Genomic DNA, 16,913 nt, shown 5'->3' with positions numbered 1-16,913 from the left:
GAGGGCGCCCGGAGATCTCCGGGCGCCCTCGGTGACGTACGCAGGAGCCGCCGTCAGCTCTTCCTCGCCGACTCGGCCTCGCCCGCGGCGCCTCGGTCCTCTGACGTCCCGGCCTTCTCGGACGTCCCGGCCTCGCCCGTCTGCTCGGCCTTGTCCGTATCGGTGTTCTCGGCGATCTCGGCCTTCTCGCCCCCGGGGCCGTCCCCGGCCTCCACGGACTTGGCCTCCGTGCCGCCGTCGGACGGCTGGGCCCCCGGCTCCACCGCGCCCTCCCGGCCCGGCCGCTTCTTCGCCGACACCACGATGTAGACCACGGCGAGCAGGAAGACGAACAGCGCGGTCCAGTTGTTCAGCCGCAGGCCCAGGAAGTGGTGGGCGTCGTCGACGCGCATGTACTCGATCCAGAACCGGCCCGCGCAGTACGCCGCGACGTACAGCGCGAAGGCGCGGCCGTGGCCCAGCTTGAAGCGCCGGTCCGCCCAGATCACCAGCAGCGCCACACCCACGCACCACAGCGACTCGTACAGGAAGGTCGGGTGGTAGTACCCGGGCATCCGGCCGTCGGCGGTGGAGGTGATGTGCAGCGCCCACGGCAGATCGGTCTCGCGCCCGTACAGCTCCTGGTTGAACCAGTTGCCCCAGCGACCGATCGCCTGGGCGAAGGCGATGCCGGGGGCGACGGCGTCGGCGTAGGCGGGCAGCGGGATGCCGCGGCGACGGCAGCCGATCCACGCGCCGAGCGCGCCGAACGCGATCGCGCCCCAGATGCCGAGGCCGCCCTCCCAGATCTTGAAGGCGTCCACCCAGTCACGGCCGTCGCTGAAGTACAGCTGGTAGTCCGTGATGACGTGGTACAGCCGGCCGCCGATCAGGCCGAACGGCACCGCCCAGACAGCGATGTCGGCGACCGTGCCGGCCCTCCCGCCGCGGGCGATCCACCGCTTGTTGCCGAGCCAGACGGCAACGAAGACACCGATGATGATGCAGAACGCGTAGCCGCGCAGCGGAATGGGGCCGAGGTGGATCACCCCGCGCGACGGGCTGGGAATGTAGGCAAGTTCCATGGCAGGGTCGACGCTACCGTGCCGGACCGGCCCGGCGTCGGGCAGCCCGGCTACGGGTCCATAACGGGCCGGTGCCCGGTGTCATCCCTTGGCGGCCTCCTGCACCTGCTGCTTGAGCTTGGCCGGGGTCATCGTCTGGTCCTGGTAGATGTTCCGGCCGTTCAACAGGACGGTCGGGGTGCCGCTGAAGCCGCCCTTGTTGAAGGCCTGGGCGGACTTGTCGACCCAGGCGCTGTGCGTGCCGTCCTCGACACAGGTGCGGAACGCGGGCGTGTCCAGGCCGTCGACCTTGCCCGCCAGCTCGATCAGCTTGTCCGTCCCGGCGAACGCGTCGTCGGTCTCGGGGGGCTGGTTGGCGAACAGCACGTCGTGGTACTCGACGAACTTCCCGGCGTCCTGGGCGCAGGCCGCCGCGTTGGCGGCGGTGCGGGAGCCGCTGCCGCCCATGTTGCCGTCGATGATCGTGGCCAGGCGGTACTCCACCTTGAGCTGGCCGGCATCCGTCAGTTCGTGGATCGTCGAGCGGTAGTTGCTCTCGAACGACTTGCAGGCCGGGCAGCGGAAGTCCTCCCAGACGGTGAGCGTCGACTTGGCTCCGCTCTCGCCGACCGGGATGACGAGGCTGTCCTCGCCGTTGGCACCCGAGGGCGCCACGACCGGGCCCGCGCTGTCACCCCCGTCGTCCTTGCCCGCGTTGGCGGCGACCACGCCGATCACCGCCGCGAGGCCCAGCACGCAGACGACGCTCGCGCCCACGATCAGCCCTCGGCGCCGCTTCTCCGCGGCCTTCTGCTTCTCGCGCTCCGCCGCCAGCCGTTCCCGGGCGGTGCGCTTTTCGTCACGGTTTTTCTCGCTCACACCCCGCAGAACGAACCGGGGAGGCGCAGCGCGCCTCCCCGGCTCCAGGTCCACCCGTTCGAGCGACCCGTACGACGATCGGGTCCGTCACTCCCCGTCCGCTACGCCTGTCCGCGCACGCCCTTCGCCAGTTCGCCCGCGAGCACGCGGACGGCCTCCACACCGGCCGCGTGGTCGGGAGCGTCCAGCATCCGCTTGACGAAGGCGGAGCCGACGATCACCCCGTCGGCGAAACCGGCGACCTCGGCGGCCTGCGCCGCGTCGGAGACGCCGAGGCCGACGCAGACCGGCAGTTCGGTGGTCGCGCGGGTGCGCTCCACCAGGTTCTGCGCCTGCGTGCCGACCGACTCGCGGGTGCCCGTGACACCCATCAGGGAGGCGGCGTACACGAAGCCGCTGCCCGCCGCCGTGATCTCGGCGAGCCGCTTGTCCCTGCTGCTGGGCGCCACCACGAACACGGTCGCGAGCCCGTGCTTCTCGGCGTGCTCCCGCCACAGCGCGGACTCCTGCACGGGCAGGTCGGGCAGGATGCAGCCCGCGCCGCCCGCCTCGGCCAGCTCGGCGGTGAACCGCTCGACGCCGTAGCGGTCGATGGGGTTCCAGTACGTCATGACGAGCACCGGCTTGCCGGTGGCCGTGAACGCCTCGCGGACGGTGCGCATGACGTCGGCGATCTTCACGCCGCCGCGCAGGGCGATGTCGTCGGCGGTCTGGATGACCGGGCCGTCCAGGACCGGGTCGCTGTGCGGCAGACCGACCTCGACGACGTCCGCGCCGCCGTCGAGGACGGCCTTGATCGCGTCGATGCCGCCGTCCACGGTCGGGAACCCGGCCGGGAGGTAGGCGATGAGGGCGGCGCGGCCCTCGGCCTTCGCCGCGGCGAGCGTGTCGGTCAGCAGCCGGATGTTCCCGCTCACTTGGCGTCCCCCTCGATCTCGGCGGTGCCGGAGGCGTCCTGTGCGACCTCGGCGTCGGTGTCGTACAGGCCGAAGTAGCGCGCGGCGGTGTCCATGTCCTTGTCGCCGCGGCCGGACAGGTTGACCACGATCAGCCCGTCCTCGCCGAGTTCCCGGCCGACCTCCAGGGCGCCGGCCAGGGCGTGGGCGCTCTCGATGGCCGGGATGATGCCCTCGGTGCGCGACAGCAGGCGCAGGGCCTGCATGGCGGCGTCGTCGGTGACCGCGCGGTACTCGGCGCGGCCGGTGTCCTTGAGGTAGGAGTGCTCGGGGCCGATGCCCGGGTAGTCCAGGCCGGCGGAGATGGAGTACGGCTCGGTGATCTGGCCCTCCTCGTCCTGGAGGACGTAGGAGCGGGAGCCGTGCAGGATGCCGGGCTCGCCCGCGGTCAGGGTGGCCGCGTGCTCGCCGCTCTCCACGCCGTGCCCGGCGGGCTCGCAGCCGATGAGGCGGACGGACTCGTCGGGGATGAAGGCGTGGAAGAGGCCGATGGCGTTGGAGCCGCCGCCGACGCAGGCGATCGCGGCGTCGGGCAGGCGTCCGGCGCGCTCCAGGAGCTGGCGGCGGGCCTCGACGCCGATGACCCGGTGGAAGTCGCGGACCATGGCCGGGAAGGGGTGCGGGCCCGCGACCGTGCCGAACAGGTAGTGGGTGTGGTCGACGTTGGCGACCCAGTCGCGGAACGCCTCGTTGATGGCGTCCTTGAGGGTGCGGCTGCCCGACTTCACGGCGATGACCTCGGCGCCGAGCATGCGCATCCGGGCGACGTTCAGGGCCTGGCGCCGGGTGTCGATCTCGCCCATGTAGATGGTGCAGTCGAGGCCGAACAGCGCGCAGGCGGTCGCCGTGGCGACGCCGTGCTGGCCGGCACCGGTCTCGGCGATGACGCGGGTCTTGCCCATGCGCTTGGTGAGCAGCGCCTGGCCGAGCACGTTGTTGATCTTGTGGGAGCCGGTGTGGTTCAGGTCCTCGCGCTTGAGGAAGATCCGGGCTCCGCCCGCTTCCGCGGCGAAGCGGGGGACCTCGGTGAGCGCCGACGGGCGGCCCGTGTAGTTGACGAGGAGGTCGTCCAGCTCGCGGGCGAACTCCGGGTCGTTCTTGGCCTTGTCGAACTCGACGGCCACCTCGTCGACCGCCGCGACGAGGGCCTCCGGGATGAACTTGCCGCCGAACGCGCCGAAGTAGCCGTCCGGGCCCGGAACCTGCCCCTCCGGGTCGGGGATGAAGAAGTTGCTGGGCATGCGTGAGCCTCACGGTGAGTGTGGTGAAAAGACACTGTCGCCGTGGGGGCGGAGACGGTCAGCCGGCCGCGCGACCGTTGTGGCTGGTCGCGCGCATGCGGCGGAGCCGCATGTCAGACAGAGCCCCCGCGCCCCTGAGGGGGGCGCTGCCATCGGCGGCCGTTGACCTGCCCGGGCTCGTCACCGATGACGTACCGCACCCGGCGGCCGTGCACCCGGCGGGCGGGGGCACGGCAGCCACGGGGCCGGCAGCCGCGCGCGAGGCGGGCGTACGGGTCCCGGGCCATCGGCGCGGTGAGTGTGTACGTCATCGTCGGTCAGCCTAGCGAAACCTCAGCCCCGGCCGTGCCGGAGTGCCGGATGCTCGCCCGCGGCGACCAGATCGGCGACGGCCGTCTTCGGGTCCTTGCCCGTGACCAGCGACTCGCCGACCAGGACCGCGTCGGCGCCGGCGTTGGCGTAGGCGATCAGGTCGTGCGGGCCGCGGACGCCGGACTCGGCGACCTTGACGATGTTGTCCGGGATCTCCGGGGCCACCCGCTCGAAGGTGCCGCGGTCGACCTCCAGCGTCTTCAGGTTGCGCGCGTTGACGCCGATGATCTTGGCGCCCGCGTCGACCGCGCGCTCGACCTCGTCCTCGTCGTGGACCTCGACGAGCGGGGTCAGGCCGATGGAGACGGCCCGCTCGATCAGCGACTCCAGGGCGGGCTGGTCGAGGGCGGCGACGATCAGCAGGGCGAGGTCGGCACCGTAGGCGCGGGCCTCCCAGAGCTGGTAGGAGGTGACGATGAAGTCCTTGCGCAGGACGGGGATGTCCACGCGCGCGCGGACCGCCTCCAGGTCGGCGAGCGAGCCGCCGAAGCGGCGCTCCTCGGTGAGGACGGAGATGACGGCCGCGCCACCCGCCTCGTAGTCCGCGGCGAGGCCCGCGGGGTCGGCGATCGCGGCCAGCGCGCCCTTGGACGGGCTGGATCGCTTGACCTCGCAGATCACCTTGACGCCGTCGCCCCTCAGCGCGGCCACCCCGTCCTTGGCCGCGGGAGCCTTCGCCGCGCGCTCCTTGAGCTCGTCGAGGCTGACGCGCGCCTGCCGTTCCGCGAGGTCGGCACGGACTCCGTCGATGATCTCGTCGAGCACACTCACGCGAGCGGCCCCCTTCCAGTCGGCTGACTGTCACAGCGGTCGGTCGGAACCTATGGTCATGGCGATGGTATCCGGAGGAAGGCGAAGGCTTCGCATCCGGTTGACGCCGGTCCCACTACCTGGACATCAGTGCGGTGATCAAGGATGCAGCCAGCCGCCGAACGGCAGGTTCCGGACAACGGTGAAGACCAGCACCAACGCGCCGGCGGCCCACAGGTGCGCGGACCGCGGGTCGACGCGGAACGGCCGGCCGCGGGCCGCCCGGACCACCCATACGGTCCACGCCACGGCGAACAGCGCGTACCCGGCGACCGCCACCGCGTTGGCCTGGAGGGCGGCCGGGAGATCGCCGTGCACGAGGGCGTGCGCGCTGCGCAGCCCGCCGCAGCCGGGGCAGTACAGGCCGGTCAGGCGCAGCAGCGGGCAGGCGGGATAGTGGCCTGGCTCGTTGGGGTCCACGGCGCCGACGTACGCGAAGGCCGCGGCGACGGCCGCCAGCACCCCGGCGGGCACGGCCAGCCGGGCCGCGACCGGTGCCGTGGTGCGGCGGGCGGGGTTCGCCGTCCGGGAGTCGGGGGTCACGTCTCGCATTGTGCCCCGCACGGGGTGCGGACGCGCGTGAGGGGCGGCCGGCGGGCCGCCCCTCGACGAAGTTCGCTGTGGTGCCGTGCCGGGCCGGGCCGGATCAGCTCTCGGCGGCGACCGGCTCGCGCGTGGCCGCGGCGGCCTTCGGCTTCGCCTTGGCGGCGCCCTCCGCCATCTTCAGGGGCTGCGCCTTGGGCATGCCCAGGCCCATCGCGCGCATCACGCCGCCCACGACACCGCCGAGGACCACGATGGCCATGCCGCCCCAGAAGCCCATCGGGTTGGCCATCACCATGAAGGCACCCGCGACGGTGAAACCGATGAAGGCGATGATGACACCGGTCCAGGCGGCCGGGGTGTGACCGTGCCCGTGGCTGCTGTCCGCCATTGCTTGCTCCTCGTAGCCGTGTACGTGTGTGAGCCTGACGCTCGTCGTCCATTGTCCCGTACGCGTGCGCCGCTCCGGCCCCGGGGTCGCGTCTCTTTCGCCACACCCGGGCCGGGTCGGCCGGATCTCGCCGCCGGCCGTCAGGCCGGGCCGGTGCCGGTGGGGTCCTCGCCGCGGTCCAGGGCCTTCCACAGGTCCTCGGGCCGGTCCGGGTCGACGGCCGGGGCGGCACGGCGCGGGCGGGGGGCGCCGGAGCGCTCGTAGCGGCCGGACATGGCGGGCCAGAGGCGGCCGTAGCGCAGGGCGAGCAGCCCGGCGCACAGGATCAGCGCGCCGCCGGCGGCCGCGGCGAACGGCCACGCGGTGTGGCTGAGGGCGTGCACGGCGGCCGAGGTGTCGCCGGAGGCGCGGGCGGCCTGCTCGTCGAGCGCGGCGGTGTCCGACGCGCCGAGCAGGGCGGCGACGGCGATGCCCGCGCCGGACAGCGTGAGCAGCGCGGCCACGACGAGACGGCCGGCGCGGCGGACGGCGAAGACGGCGACGAGCGCGGCGAGGCCCACTATGGCCAGGGCCGCGGGGACGCCGGTCACGTCGCTGCCCTTGGCGGTCAGGGGGAAGGAGCCGCCGGCCACCGTCGCGGTGCCCTCCGACCACTGCTGGCGGGTGGCGAGGAGCACCACGGCCGCGCCGAGGGCGCCGCACAGCAGCGCCACGGCGAGGCTCCGGCGCCCGGCCCGCGAGGGTCGTGCGGCTTCGGAACGGGGGTCAGGTACGGCAGTCACGTACTCCACTATCGCCTGAGCCCCGGGCGAACCGTCACCCGGGGCTCACGTGATCCGTGCCCTACTCGCCGAGCCGGTTGGCGGTGTGGACGGCCCGCAGGACCGCGGCGGCCTTGTTGCGGCACTCGGTGTCCTCGGCGACGGGGTCGGAGTCGGCGACGACTCCGGCGCCCGCCTGGACGTAGGCGGTGCCGTCGCGCAGCAGCGCGGTGCGGATGGCGATGGCGGTGTCGGAGTCGCCCGCGAAGTCGAGGTAGCCGACGCAGCCGCCGTACAGCCCGCGCCGGGACGGCTCCAGCTCGTCGATGATCTGCATGGCGCGCGGCTTCGGGGCGCCGGAGAGGGTGCCGGCCGGGAAGCAGGCGGTCAGCACGTCGAACGCGGTACGGCCCGCGGCGACCCGGCCGGTGACCGTGGAGACGATGTGCATGACGTGCGAGTACCGCTCGATGGACATGAAGTCGACGACCTCGACCGAGCCGGGCTCGCAGACCCGCCCCAGGTCGTTGCGGCCCAGGTCGACGAGCATCAGGTGCTCGGCGCGCTCCTTGGGGTCGGCGAGCAGCTCCTCGGCGAGGGCCTGGTCCTCCTGCGGGGTGGCGCCCCGGTGCCGGGTGCCGGCGATGGGGTGCACCATGGCCCGCCCGTCCTCGACCTTGACCAGCGCCTCGGGGGACGAGCCGACGACGTCGAAGGCACCTCCGTCGGCGCAGGGGAACCGGAACAGGTACATGTACGGCGACGGATTGGTGGCCCGCAGCACCCGGTACACGTCCAGCGCGCTCGCCGTGCACGGCGTCTCGAACCGCTGCGACGGCACCACCTGGAAGGCCTCGCCCGCGCGGATGCGCTCCTTGATGTCCTCGACGGCCGCCTGGTACTGGGCGCCGCCCCACAGCGCGGTGTACTCCGGCAGCTCGGACGGCGGCAGGACGGCGGGCGGCTGGGCGACCGCGCGGGACAGGTCCGCCTCCATGGCGTCCAGGCGGGCGACCGCGTCCGCGTGGGCCTCGTCGACGCCGGTGTCCAGGTCGTTGTGGTTGATCGCGTTGGCGATCAGCAGGACCGAGCCCTCCCAGTGGTCCATCACCGCGAGATCGCTGGTGAGGAGCATGGTCAGTTCGGGGAGGCGCAGGTCGTCGCGCTCGCCGGGGCCGATCTTCTCCAGGCGGCGCACGATGTCGTAGCCCAGGTAGCCGACCATGCCGCCGGTGAAGGGCGGCAGGCCCTCCTGGTGCGGGGTGTGCAGCGCCTCGATGGTGGCGCGCAGGGCGGCGAGCGGGTCGCCGTCGACCGGGACGCCGACCGGCGGGGTGCCCAGCCAGTGGGCCCGGCCGTCGCGCTCGGTGAGGGTTGCCGCGGAGCGGACGCCCACGAAGGAGTAGCGGGACCAGGAGCGGCCGTTCTCCGCGGACTCCAGGAGGAAGGTGCCGGGGCGCTCGGCGGCGAGCTTGCGGTAGAGCGCGACCGGGGTGTCGCCGTCGGCGAGGAGCTTGCGGGTGACGGGGATGACCCGGCGGTCGGTGGCGAGCTTGCGGAACGTCTCGAGGTCCATGGCCGCCGACCTTACTGATTCCCGGCCGGCGCGCCGGCGTCCCGAAGGTCTTCCGACAGCACGTCCTCGTCGAAGCAGGTGCGCGCGCCGGTGTGGCAGGCGGCGCCGACCTGGTCGACCTTGACCAGCACGGTGTCCGCGTCGCAGTCCAGCGCGACGGACTTCACCCACTGGAAGTGACCGGAGGTGTCGCCCTTGACCCAGTACTCCTGGCGGCTGCGGGACCAGTAGGTGCAGCGGCCGGTGGTCAGCGTGCGGTGCAGCGCCTCGTCGTCCATCCAGCCCAGCATCAGCACCTCTCCGGTGTCGTACTGCTGGGCGATGGCGGGCAGGAGACCGTCCGCACTGCGCTTGAGGCGCGCCGCGATGTCGGGGTCCAGGCCGCTGGGCCTGCTGGCTGGAGGCGTGCTGGTCATGGGGCCATTGTGCCGCGCGCCGCCGGCGGTCACGGCGCGGCGTCCACCAGGTGGTCAGAGGGCGCCGAGCAGATGGTCAGGGGGCGCGGAGCGTGCTGGCCGGGGGATGGTGGCCGGGTGACGGGTGGGCGGACGGGCTACCCGGTCGTAGGCTGACGGCATGTCGACCTTTGCCAAGCGCGAACGGCTCCTCCTCGCCGACCTCTTGGAAACCGCGGGCCCGGAAGCACCCACCCTGTGCGAGGGCTGGCAGACCCGGGACCTGGCCGCGCACGTGGTGGTGCGCGAGCGCCGCCCCGACGCGGCCGGCGGTCTGCTGATCAAGCAGCTCGCGCCGCGCCTGGAGAAGGCCATGGAGGAGTTCGCGGCGAAACCGTACGAGGAGCTGATCCAGCTCATCCGCACCGGACCGCCGCGCTTCTCGCCGTTCTCCCTGAAGCAGCTCGACGAGATGTCGAACACGGTGGAGTTCTACGTCCACGCGGAGGACGTCCGGCGCGCCCAGCCCGACTGGACGGCGCGGGTGCTGGACCCGGTCTTCCAGGACACCCTGTGGTCCCGGATGGAGCGCACGGCCCGGCTGATGGGCCGCGGCGCCCCGACCGGCCTGGTGCTGCGCCGTCCCGACGGCCAGACGGCGGTCGCGCACCGGGGCACCCCGGTCGTGACGGTGACCGGCGAGCCCTCCGAGCTGCTGCTGTTCCTCTACGGCCGCCAGAACGCCGCCAGGGTCGACCTGGAGGGCGACGCGGACGCGATCGAACGCCTGCACGGCAGCAAGCAGCTCGGCATCTGAGCGACGGTGGAGGGCTGAGCCCCGCGGCGCGTCACCGCACCGGGTGGCCGGCCTCCCGCAGGGTCTGCTTGACCTCGCCGATGCGCAGGTCGCCGAAGTGGAAGACGGAGGCGGCGAGGACGGCGTCCGCGCCGGCCTCGATCGCGGGCGGGAAGTGGTCGAGCCGGCCGGCGCCGCCGGAGGCGATCACGGGGACCGTGACGTGCTTGCGGACGGCCCGGATCATCTCCAGGTCGTAGCCGTCCTTGGTGCCGTCGGCGTCCATCGAGTTCAGCAGGATCTCGCCCGCGCCCAGCTCGGCGGCCCGGTGCGCCCACTCGACGGCGTCGATGCCGGTGCCCTTGCGGCCGCCGTGCGTGGTCACCTCGAAGGACCCGCTCTCCGTCCGCCGCGCGTCCACCGACAGCACCAGGACCTGCCGGCCGAAGCGCTCGGCGATCTCGCGGATCAGGTCGGGGCGGGCGATGGCGGCCGTGTTGACGCCGACCTTGTCCGCGCCCGCGCGCAGCAGCCGGTCCACGTCGTCGGCCGTACGGACGCCGCCGCCGACCGTGAGCGGGATGAACACCTGCTCGGCGGTGCGGCGCACCACGTCATAGGTCGTCTCGCGGTTGCCCGAGGACGCGGTGATGTCCAGGAACGTCAGCTCGTCGGCGCCCTCGGCGTCGTACACCTTCGCCATCTCGACGGGGTCGCCCGCGTCGCGCAGGTTCTGGAAGTTGACGCCCTTGACGACCCGGCCGTTGTCCACGTCCAGGCAGGGGATGACTCGGACCGCCAGGGTCATGACTGCTCGGCTCCTCTGAATGCCTCTACTTCGACCTCGACCAGGATGCGCGGGTCCACGAAGCCCTCCACCACGAGGAGGGTGGACACCGGCCGCACCGTGCCGAAGATTTCCTGGTGGGCGCGGCCCACCTCGTCCACGTCCCGGGCGTGCGTCAGGTACATCCGGGTGCGGATCACGGACTCGACGCCGAGCCCGAACTCACCGATCGCCTCCAGGGCGCCGGTGAAGGCCACCTTGGCCTGTTCGTACGGGTCGCCCTCGCCGTACAGCACCGTCCCCTTGAAGGACGTGGTACCCGCCACCAGGACGCGGTCGCCCGCCGCGACGGCGCGTGCGAAACCGAAAGACTCTTCCCAGGGACTTCCGCTCTGCACGCGCCGCACGGTTCCGGACGTCATGACGACACTGCCTCCAGGGCCTCTTCCAGGGTGAACGCCTTCGCGTACAGCGCCTTCCCGACGATGGCGCCCTCGACACCGAGGGGGACCAGCTCGGAGATGGCGCGCAGGTCGTCCAGGGAGGACACGCCGCCGGAGGCCACGACCGGGCGGTCGGTGGCCGCGCAGACGTTCTTCAGCAGTTCCAGGTTGGGGCCCTGGAGGGTGCCGTCCTTGGCGATGTCGGTGACGACGTACCGCGCGCAGCCCTCCTTGTTGAGGCGGTCCAGCGTCTCGTAGAGGTCGCCGCCGTCGCGGGTCCAGCCCCGGCCGCGCAGGGTCGTGCCCCGGACGTCCAGGCCCACCGCGATCTTGTCGCCGTGCTCGGCGATGACCTTGGCGACCCACTCCGGGGTCTCCAGCGCGGCCGTGCCGAGGTTGACGCGGGTGCAGCCGGTGGCGAGCGCGGCGGCCAGCGAGGCATCGTCGCGGATGCCGCCGGACAGCTCCACCTTGATGTGCAGTTCCGCCATGCGCTCGGCGACCTCGGCGATCAGCTCCCGGTTGTCACCGGTACCGAAGGCCGCGTCCAGGTCGACCAGGTGCAGCCACTCGGCGCCCGAGCGCTGCCAGGCGAGGGCGGCCTCCAGCGGGGAGCCGTAGGAGGTCTCGGTGCCGGACTCGCCGTGCACGAGGCGCACGGCCTGGCCGTCGCGGACGTCGACGGCGGGGAGCAGTTCGAGCTTGGCCATGTCTCTACAGGGTTCCGATCCAGTTGGTGAGCAGCTGCGCGCCGGCGTCGCCGGACTTCTCGGGGTGGAACTGCGTGGCCCACAGGGCGCCGTTCTCCACGGCGGCCACGAACGGCTTGCCGTGCGTGGACCAGGTGACCTTGGGCGCGGCGATCGCCGGGTTGTGCGTCTCCAGCTTCCAGTCGTGGACGGCGTAGGAGTGCACGAAGTAGAAGCGGGCGTCCGCGTCCAGGCCGGCGAACAGCTCGGTGCCGGCCGGGGCGTCGACGGTGTTCCAGCCCATGTGGGGCACGATGTCGGCCTGGAGCGGTTCGACCGCGCCGGGCCACTCGTCGAGACCCTCTGCCTCGACGCCGTGCTCGATGCCGCGGGCGAAGAGGATCTGCATGCCGACGCAGATGCCCATGACGGGGCGTCCGCCGGAGAGCCGGCGGTCGATGATCCAGTCACCGCGCGCGGCGCGCAGGCCCTGCATGCAGGCGGCGAAGGCGCCGACGCCCGGCACCAGCAGGCCGTCCGCGTTCATGGCCTTGTCGAAGTCGCGGGTTATCTCGACGTCGGCTCCCGCGCGGGCGAGGGCGCGCTCGGCGGAGCGGACGTTGCCGAAGCCGTAGTCGAAGACCACGACGCTCTTGGTGCTCAATTCCACACCTCCAGCCGCATGACGCCCGCGACGAGACACATCGCGGCGCCGATGGACAGCAGCACGATCAGACTGGTCGGCATCTTCTGCTTGATGAAGGAGATGATGCCGCCGATCAGGAAGAGCCCGACGACGATCAGCGCGGTCGAGGAGCCGTTCACAGCGCGCCCTTCGTCGACGGGAGGATGCCCGCCGCGCGCGGGTCGCGCTCGGAGGCGTACCTGAGGGCCCGGGCGAGCGCCTTGAACTGGCACTCCACGATGTGGTGCGCGTTGCGGCCGTACGGCACGTGCACGTGCAGCGCGATCTGCGCCTGGGCGACGAAGGACTCCAGGATGTGCCGGGTCATCGTGGTGTCGTACTCGCCGATCATCGGCGCCATCTTCTCGGGCTCGGTGTGCACGAGGTACGGGCGGCCGGACAGGTCGACGGTCACCTGGGCGAGCGACTCGTCCAGCGGGACGGTGCAGTTGCCGAAGCGGTAGATGCCCACCTTGTCGCCGAGGGCCTGCTTGAAGGCGGCGCCCAGCGCGAGGGCGGTGTCCTCGATGGTGTGGTGGGAGTCGATGTGCAGGTCGCCCTCGGTCTTCACGGTGAGGTCGAAGAGACCGTGCCGGCCGAGCTGGTCGAGCATGTGGTCGTAGAAGCCGACACCGGTGGAGATGTCGGTCTTCCCGGTGCCGTCGAGGTCTATCTCGACGAGGACCGAGGTCTCCTTGGTCGTACGCTCCACGCGTCCCACGCGGCTCATGCGTTCAGCTCCTTCTTCACTTCACGGACCGCGTCGAGGAACGCGTCGTTCTCCTCCGGGGTGCCGGCGGTGACCCTGAGCCAACCCGGCACGCCGTTGTCCCGGACCAGGACGCCCCGGTCGAGGATCTTCCGCCAGGCCTCGTGGGCGTCGGCGAACCGGCCGAACTGCACGAAGTTGGCGTCCGAGGCCGTGACCTCGTAGCCGATCGAGAGCAGCTCGCTCACCAGGCGGTCCCGCTCGGCCTTCAGCTGCTCCACGTACCCGAGCAGCGTGTCGGTGTGCTCCAGGGCGGCCAGCGCGGTCGCCTGGGTGACCGCCGACAGGTGGTACGGCAGCCGGACCAGCTGGACGGCGTCGACGACGGCCGGGTGCGCGGCGAGGTAGCCGAGGCGCAGGCCCGCCGCGCCGAACGCCTTGGACATGGTGCGGGAGATCACCAGGTGCGGGCGGCCGTCGAGCAGCGGCAGCAGCGAGTCGCCGTGGCTGAACTCGATGTATGCCTCGTCCGCGATCACCATGGACGGCTTGGCGGCCTGCGCGGCCTCGTACAGCGCGACCACCGTCTCCGGCGGCACGGCGGTGCCGGTGGGGTTGTTCGGGGTGGTGATGAAGACGACGTCCGGCCGGTGCTCGGCGATGGCCTTCTCGGCCGCCGCGAGGTCGATCGTGAAGTCGTCGTTGCGGGGGCCGGAGATCCAGCCCGTGCCCGTCCCGCGCGCGATGAGGCCGTGCATCGAGTACGACGGCTCGAAGCCGATCGCGGTGCGGCCGGGCCCGCCGAAGGTCTGCAGCAGCTGCTGGAGGACCTCGTTGGACCCGTTGGCCGCCCAGACGCCGGCCAGGCCGACCTCGTACCCCGACGTCTTCGTCAGGTACTCGGCGAGCTTCGTGCGCAGCTCGACCGCGTCCCGGTCCGGGTAGCGGTTGAGGTGGCGGGCCGCCTCGCGCACCCGCTCGGCGATCCGCTCGACCAGCGGCTCGGGCAGCGGGTAGGGGTTCTCGTTGGTGTTCAGCCGTACCGGGACGTCGAGCTGGGGCGCGCCGTAGGGGGACTTGCCGCGCAGTTCGTCCCGGACGGGGAGGTCGTCGATCCGGATGTTCACTTGCTCTCCGGCACCTTCCAGTCGAACCGGGCCTTGATCGCCGCGCCGTGCGCCGGCAGGTCCTCCGCCTCCGCCAGCGTCACCACGTGGTGGGCGACCTCGGCGAGGGCGTCGCGGGTGTAGTCCACGATGTGGATGCCGCGCAGGAAGGACTGGACGGACAGGCCCGAGGAGTGGCAGGCGCAGCCGCCGGTGGGCAGGACGTGGTTGGACCCGGCGGCGTAGTCGCCGAGCGAGACCGGGGCCCAGGGGCCGATGAAGATCGCGCCCGCGTTCTTCACCCGGCCGGCCACGGCCGTGGCGTCGGCGGTCTGGATCTCCAGGTGCTCGGCGCCGTACGCGTCGACCACCCGCAGGCCCTCCTCGACCCCGTCGACCAGCACGATCGCGGACTGCTTGCCGGTGAGGGCGGGCACGATCCGGTCGTCGACGTGCTTGCTGGCCGCGACCTGGGTCGCCAGCTCCCTCTCCACGGCCTCCGCCAGCTCGGCGGAGTCGGTGACCAGCACGGCGGCGGCCAGCGGGTCGTGCTCGGCCTGGCTGATCAGGTCGGAGGCGACGTGCACCGGGTCGGCGGTGGAGTCCGCGAGGATCGCGATCTCGGTGGGGCCGGCCTCGGCGTCGATGCCGATCTTGCCGGTGAAGTAGCGCTTGGCCGCAGCGACCCAGATGTTGCCGGGGCCGGTGACCATGTTGGCGGGCGGGCAGGACTCGGTGCCGTACGCGAACATCGCCACCGCGGTCGCGCCGCCCGCGGCGTAGACCTCGTCGACGCCGAGCAGGGCGCAGGCGGCGAGGATCGTCGGGTGCGGCAGGCCGCCGAATTCGGCCTGGGCCGGGGAGGCGAGCGCGATGGACTCGACGCCGGCCTCCTGGGCGGGCACGACGTTCATGACCACCGAGGACGGGTAGACCGAGCGGCCGCCCGGCGCGTACAGCCCGACACGCTCGACCGGCACCCACTTCTCGGTCACGGAGCCGCCGGGCACCACCTGGGTGGTGTGGGTCTCACGCCGCTGGGCGCGGTGGACGAGGCGGGCGCGGCGGATGGACTCCTCCAGGGCCGCGCGCACGGCCGGGTCCAGTTCCTCCAGGGCGCGGGCGAGGGCCGCGGCCGGCACCCGGACCTGGTCGAGCGTGACGCCGTCGAACTTCTCGGCGAAGTCGATCAGCGCCGCGTCGCCCCGATGATGCACGGCCTCGCAGATCGGACGCACCTTCTCCAGGGCGGCCGATACGTCGAAGTCGGCTCGGGGCAGCAGGTCGCGCAGGGCGGGACCCTCCGGGAGGGCGTCGCCGCGCAGATCGATTCGGGAGATCACGTGCTCAATTCTCGCAGACCGGCGACGGCGGTCGTCCGCGCGTATCAATGGCTGATACAGAACCCGGCGCGGCCCCGGAAGTTCCTCCTCACGTTTCGTGTTCGAGGCGTCACTCAGCGGGCATGAACAGCTGTACGAGGACCGAACTCGCGAGTATCCGGGGAAGGAGGGACTGTTGTGACCGAGGGGGCCGCCTTACGGACCGGGGACATCCCGGACGATCTGACCGCCGCCGAGGCCGGCATGTGGCAGGCCTTCCGCAGCGGCACCGTCTACGACCTGCGCAGCGGCGACAGCGTGATCGACGATCCGCACGGCGGGCAGCCCTGGGGCCCGGAGCGGACCGTGCGGGCCCGGATCGTGTGCTGGCTGCTGCTGGACGGCCCGCCCGCCCTGGCCGGCCGGGTGTCCTCGCTGAAGCTGACCGGGGTGCAGATCAACGACTCGATGGACCTCTCCGGCGGCACCGTGGTGCCGTACGTCGAGCTGACCGGCTGCCGCTTCGAACAGGAGGTCAGGCTGCCGGAGGCCCGCTTCACCACCGTTCGGCTGGTGGACTGCTCGGTGCCCCGGCTGGAGGCCGCCCGTGTGCAGACCGAGGGCGACCTGCACCTGCCGCGCTGCCGCTTCCTGAGCGGGATACGGCTCACCGACGCCCAGATCGGCACCGACCTGCTGCTCAACCAGGCGATCGTGTACCGCGACCGCAGCGGCCGGTCCATCGCCGCGGACGGCCTGAACGTCGGGCAGGACCTCCAGGCCGAGCTGCTGGAGTCGCACGGCGAGCTGAGCCTGCGCAGCGCCACGGTCGGCGTCTCGCTCAGCCTGCGCGGCGCCCGGCTGCGCAACCCGTACGGCAGGCTCGCGCTCAACGCCCCGCAGCTGACCGTCGAGCGCACCCTGTACCTCACCCCGGCGGGCGTCGGCGGCCTCCAGCTGAGCGGCCGCACGCCCGCGCAGGGCACCCGGGTGCAGCGCTTCGAGTGCCAGGGCGGGCTGCGGCTCGACGACGGCCGGTTCGGCGACGCGGTCGACCTCGACGGCGCCCGCCTCGTCCTCTCCGACGACCAGGAGCTGTCCCTGCGCCGGATCCAGGTGCCCGAGCTGCGCTTCCTCGGGGAACGCCCGCAGCGCGGCAAGGTGGTGCTGTCCGGCGCGCGGATCGTCAACCTGGTCGACCGGGCGAGCAGCTGGCCGGGCCCCGGCCACCTGCACATGCCGGGCTTCACCTACGAGAACCTGGTCCCGCAGGGGCCCTTCCCGCTGGCCGTGCGGCTGGAGTGGGTGGCGGCGGCGACCGCCGAGTACAACCCGGACCCGTACGAACGCCTCGCCGCCGTGCTGCGGGCCGGCGGCGAGGACGAGGACGCCCGCGAGGTGCTGCTCGC

The 16,913-nt window shown here is 72.5% G+C and carries 21 protein-coding genes; 2 read left to right on the top strand and 19 right to left on the bottom strand.

The genetic code is table 11. The features are described 5' to 3' along the window. Positions 1–53 precede the first annotated feature (53 nt). The 11 genes from lgt to hisI form a co-directional block, all read right to left on the bottom strand. Positions 54–1,064, bottom strand: a complete 1,011-nt coding sequence (gene lgt, locus CCN42_RS27140; RefSeq protein ID WP_086739540.1) for a prolipoprotein diacylglyceryl transferase — start codon at positions 1,062–1,064, stop codon at positions 54–56. Positions 1,065–1,145: 81 nt separating this feature from the next. After that, positions 1,146–1,922, bottom strand: a complete 777-nt coding sequence (locus CCN42_RS27135; protein WP_169731531.1) for a DsbA family protein — start codon at positions 1,920–1,922, stop codon at positions 1,146–1,148. A gap of 101 nt (positions 1,923–2,023) precedes the next feature. After that, a complete protein-coding gene (gene trpA / locus CCN42_RS27130) occupies positions 2,024–2,839 on the bottom strand; it encodes a tryptophan synthase subunit alpha (protein WP_086739536.1) in 816 nt (271 codons plus the stop codon). Beyond that, a complete protein-coding gene (trpB, locus tag CCN42_RS27125; protein WP_086739535.1) occupies positions 2,836–4,119 on the bottom strand; it encodes a tryptophan synthase subunit beta in 1,284 nt (427 codons plus the stop codon). The genes trpA and trpB overlap by 4 nt, the downstream gene beginning before the upstream one ends. A gap of 113 nt (positions 4,120–4,232) precedes the next feature. Then, entirely contained in the window at positions 4,233–4,430 is a 198-nt protein-coding gene (gene trpM / locus CCN42_RS27120; RefSeq protein WP_086739533.1) for a tryptophan biosynthesis modulator TrpM, read from the bottom strand. 22 nt (positions 4,431–4,452) lie between these two features. Further along, entirely contained in the window at positions 4,453–5,262 is an 810-nt protein-coding gene (gene trpC, locus CCN42_RS27115; RefSeq protein ID WP_086739531.1) for an indole-3-glycerol phosphate synthase TrpC, read from the bottom strand. A 138-nt stretch (positions 5,263–5,400) separates the two neighbouring features. After that, positions 5,401–5,853, bottom strand: a complete 453-nt coding sequence (locus CCN42_RS27110) for a DUF2752 domain-containing protein (RefSeq protein ID WP_086739530.1) — start codon at positions 5,851–5,853, stop codon at positions 5,401–5,403. 94 nt (positions 5,854–5,947) lie between these two features. Continuing rightward, positions 5,948–6,235, bottom strand: coding sequence for an HGxxPAAW family protein (locus tag CCN42_RS27105; RefSeq protein ID WP_086168556.1), 288 nt, complete (start codon positions 6,233–6,235; stop codon positions 5,948–5,950). A gap of 140 nt (positions 6,236–6,375) precedes the next feature. Then, positions 6,376–7,026: a TIGR02234 family membrane protein gene (locus CCN42_RS27100; RefSeq protein ID WP_086739528.1), complete on the bottom strand. Its 651-nt coding sequence runs from the start codon at positions 7,024–7,026 to the stop codon at positions 6,376–6,378. A 52-nt stretch (positions 7,027–7,078) separates the two neighbouring features. Next, positions 7,079–8,572, bottom strand: a complete 1,494-nt coding sequence (locus tag CCN42_RS27095; protein WP_086739527.1) for an anthranilate synthase component I — start codon at positions 8,570–8,572, stop codon at positions 7,079–7,081. Positions 8,573–8,583: 11 nt separating this feature from the next. Then, positions 8,584–8,988 (bottom strand): phosphoribosyl-AMP cyclohydrolase, encoded by a 405-nt coding sequence (hisI, locus tag CCN42_RS27090; RefSeq protein ID WP_086739541.1) that lies wholly within the window; start codon positions 8,986–8,988, stop codon positions 8,584–8,586. Positions 8,989–9,148: 160 nt separating this feature from the next. Between hisI and CCN42_RS27085 the strand changes: the two genes are divergently transcribed. Further along, positions 9,149–9,784, top strand: coding sequence for a TIGR03085 family metal-binding protein (locus CCN42_RS27085; RefSeq protein WP_086739525.1), 636 nt, complete (start codon positions 9,149–9,151; stop codon positions 9,782–9,784). Positions 9,785–9,815: 31 nt separating this feature from the next. Here the strand turns inward: CCN42_RS27085 and hisF are convergent, their stop codons facing one another. From hisF to hisD, 8 genes are read right to left on the bottom strand one after another with little or no spacing between them, the layout of a single operon-like run. Continuing rightward, complete coding sequence (hisF, locus tag CCN42_RS27080) at positions 9,816–10,571, bottom strand: imidazole glycerol phosphate synthase subunit HisF (protein ID WP_086168552.1); 756 nt, start codon at positions 10,569–10,571, stop codon at positions 9,816–9,818. Further along, positions 10,568–10,972 carry a RidA family protein gene (locus tag CCN42_RS27075; RefSeq protein WP_086168551.1) on the bottom strand — a complete coding sequence of 135 codons (405 nt, stop codon included), beginning with the start codon at positions 10,970–10,972 and terminating at the stop codon, positions 10,568–10,570. The genes hisF and CCN42_RS27075 overlap by 4 nt, the downstream gene beginning before the upstream one ends. Beyond that, on the bottom strand, positions 10,969–11,703 hold the full coding sequence (gene priA / locus CCN42_RS27070; RefSeq protein ID WP_086739523.1) for a bifunctional 1-(5-phosphoribosyl)-5-((5-phosphoribosylamino)methylideneamino)imidazole-4-carboxamide isomerase/phosphoribosylanthranilate isomerase PriA: 735 nt from the start codon (positions 11,701–11,703) through the stop codon (positions 10,969–10,971). Before priA ends, CCN42_RS27075 begins: the two co-directional genes overlap by 4 nt. 4 nt (positions 11,704–11,707) lie before the next feature. Next, positions 11,708–12,352, bottom strand: a complete 645-nt coding sequence (gene hisH, locus CCN42_RS27065) for an imidazole glycerol phosphate synthase subunit HisH (RefSeq protein ID WP_086168549.1) — start codon at positions 12,350–12,352, stop codon at positions 11,708–11,710. Beyond that, the gene (locus CCN42_RS43440) at positions 12,343–12,507 is read right to left on the bottom strand and encodes a hypothetical protein (protein ID WP_169731530.1); all 165 of its coding nucleotides are present in this window, start codon (positions 12,505–12,507) and stop codon (positions 12,343–12,345) included. Before CCN42_RS43440 ends, hisH begins: the two co-directional genes overlap by 10 nt. Further along, positions 12,504–13,097: an imidazoleglycerol-phosphate dehydratase HisB gene (gene hisB, locus CCN42_RS27060; RefSeq protein WP_086168548.1), complete on the bottom strand. Its 594-nt coding sequence runs from the start codon at positions 13,095–13,097 to the stop codon at positions 12,504–12,506. The genes CCN42_RS43440 and hisB overlap by 4 nt, the downstream gene beginning before the upstream one ends. Beyond that, positions 13,094–14,203: a histidinol-phosphate transaminase gene (locus CCN42_RS27055; protein ID WP_086739521.1), complete on the bottom strand. Its 1,110-nt coding sequence runs from the start codon at positions 14,201–14,203 to the stop codon at positions 13,094–13,096. The genes hisB and CCN42_RS27055 overlap by 4 nt, the downstream gene beginning before the upstream one ends. Continuing rightward, positions 14,200–15,525, bottom strand: coding sequence for a histidinol dehydrogenase (gene hisD / locus CCN42_RS27050; RefSeq protein WP_086739519.1), 1,326 nt, complete (start codon positions 15,523–15,525; stop codon positions 14,200–14,202). Before hisD ends, CCN42_RS27055 begins: the two co-directional genes overlap by 4 nt. 177 nt (positions 15,526–15,702) lie before the next feature. Here hisD and CCN42_RS27045 point away from each other — a divergent pair. After that, positions 15,703–16,913, top strand: a 1,211-nt coding sequence (locus CCN42_RS27045; RefSeq protein ID WP_086739517.1) for an oxidoreductase, incomplete at its 3' end; no start/stop codon positions are given.

It is taken from the genome of Streptomyces glaucescens (genome assembly GCF_002154375.1).
Taxonomy (GTDB): domain Bacteria; phylum Actinomycetota; class Actinomycetes; order Streptomycetales; family Streptomycetaceae; genus Streptomyces; species Streptomyces glaucescens.
This window is presented reverse-complemented; position numbering and strand designations above follow the sequence as displayed.

Coding starts and splice junctions, on each gene's coding strand:
- lgt (WP_086739540.1), bottom strand. CDS start 1,064: ATGGAACTTGCCTACATTCCCAGCCCGTCGCGCGGGGTGATCCACCTC.
- trpB (WP_086739535.1), bottom strand. CDS start 4,119: ATGCCCAGCAACTTCTTCATCCCCGACCCGGAGGGGCAGGTTCCGGGC.
- trpM (WP_086739533.1), bottom strand. CDS start 4,430: ATGACGTACACACTCACCGCGCCGATGGCCCGGGACCCGTACGCCCGC.
- CCN42_RS27110 (WP_086739530.1), bottom strand. CDS start 5,853: ATGCGAGACGTGACCCCCGACTCCCGGACGGCGAACCCCGCCCGCCGC.
- CCN42_RS27105 (WP_086168556.1), bottom strand. CDS start 6,235: ATGGCGGACAGCAGCCACGGGCACGGTCACACCCCGGCCGCCTGGACC.
- CCN42_RS27095 (WP_086739527.1), bottom strand. CDS start 8,572: ATGGACCTCGAGACGTTCCGCAAGCTCGCCACCGACCGCCGGGTCATC.
- hisI (WP_086739541.1), bottom strand. CDS start 8,988: ATGACCAGCACGCCTCCAGCCAGCAGGCCCAGCGGCCTGGACCCCGAC.
- CCN42_RS27085 (WP_086739525.1), top strand. CDS start 9,149: ATGTCGACCTTTGCCAAGCGCGAACGGCTCCTCCTCGCCGACCTCTTG.
- hisF (WP_086168552.1), bottom strand. CDS start 10,571: ATGACCCTGGCGGTCCGAGTCATCCCCTGCCTGGACGTGGACAACGGC.
- CCN42_RS27075 (WP_086168551.1), bottom strand. CDS start 10,972: ATGACGTCCGGAACCGTGCGGCGCGTGCAGAGCGGAAGTCCCTGGGAA.
- priA (WP_086739523.1), bottom strand. CDS start 11,703: ATGGCCAAGCTCGAACTGCTCCCCGCCGTCGACGTCCGCGACGGCCAG.
- hisB (WP_086168548.1), bottom strand. CDS start 13,097: ATGAGCCGCGTGGGACGCGTGGAGCGTACGACCAAGGAGACCTCGGTC.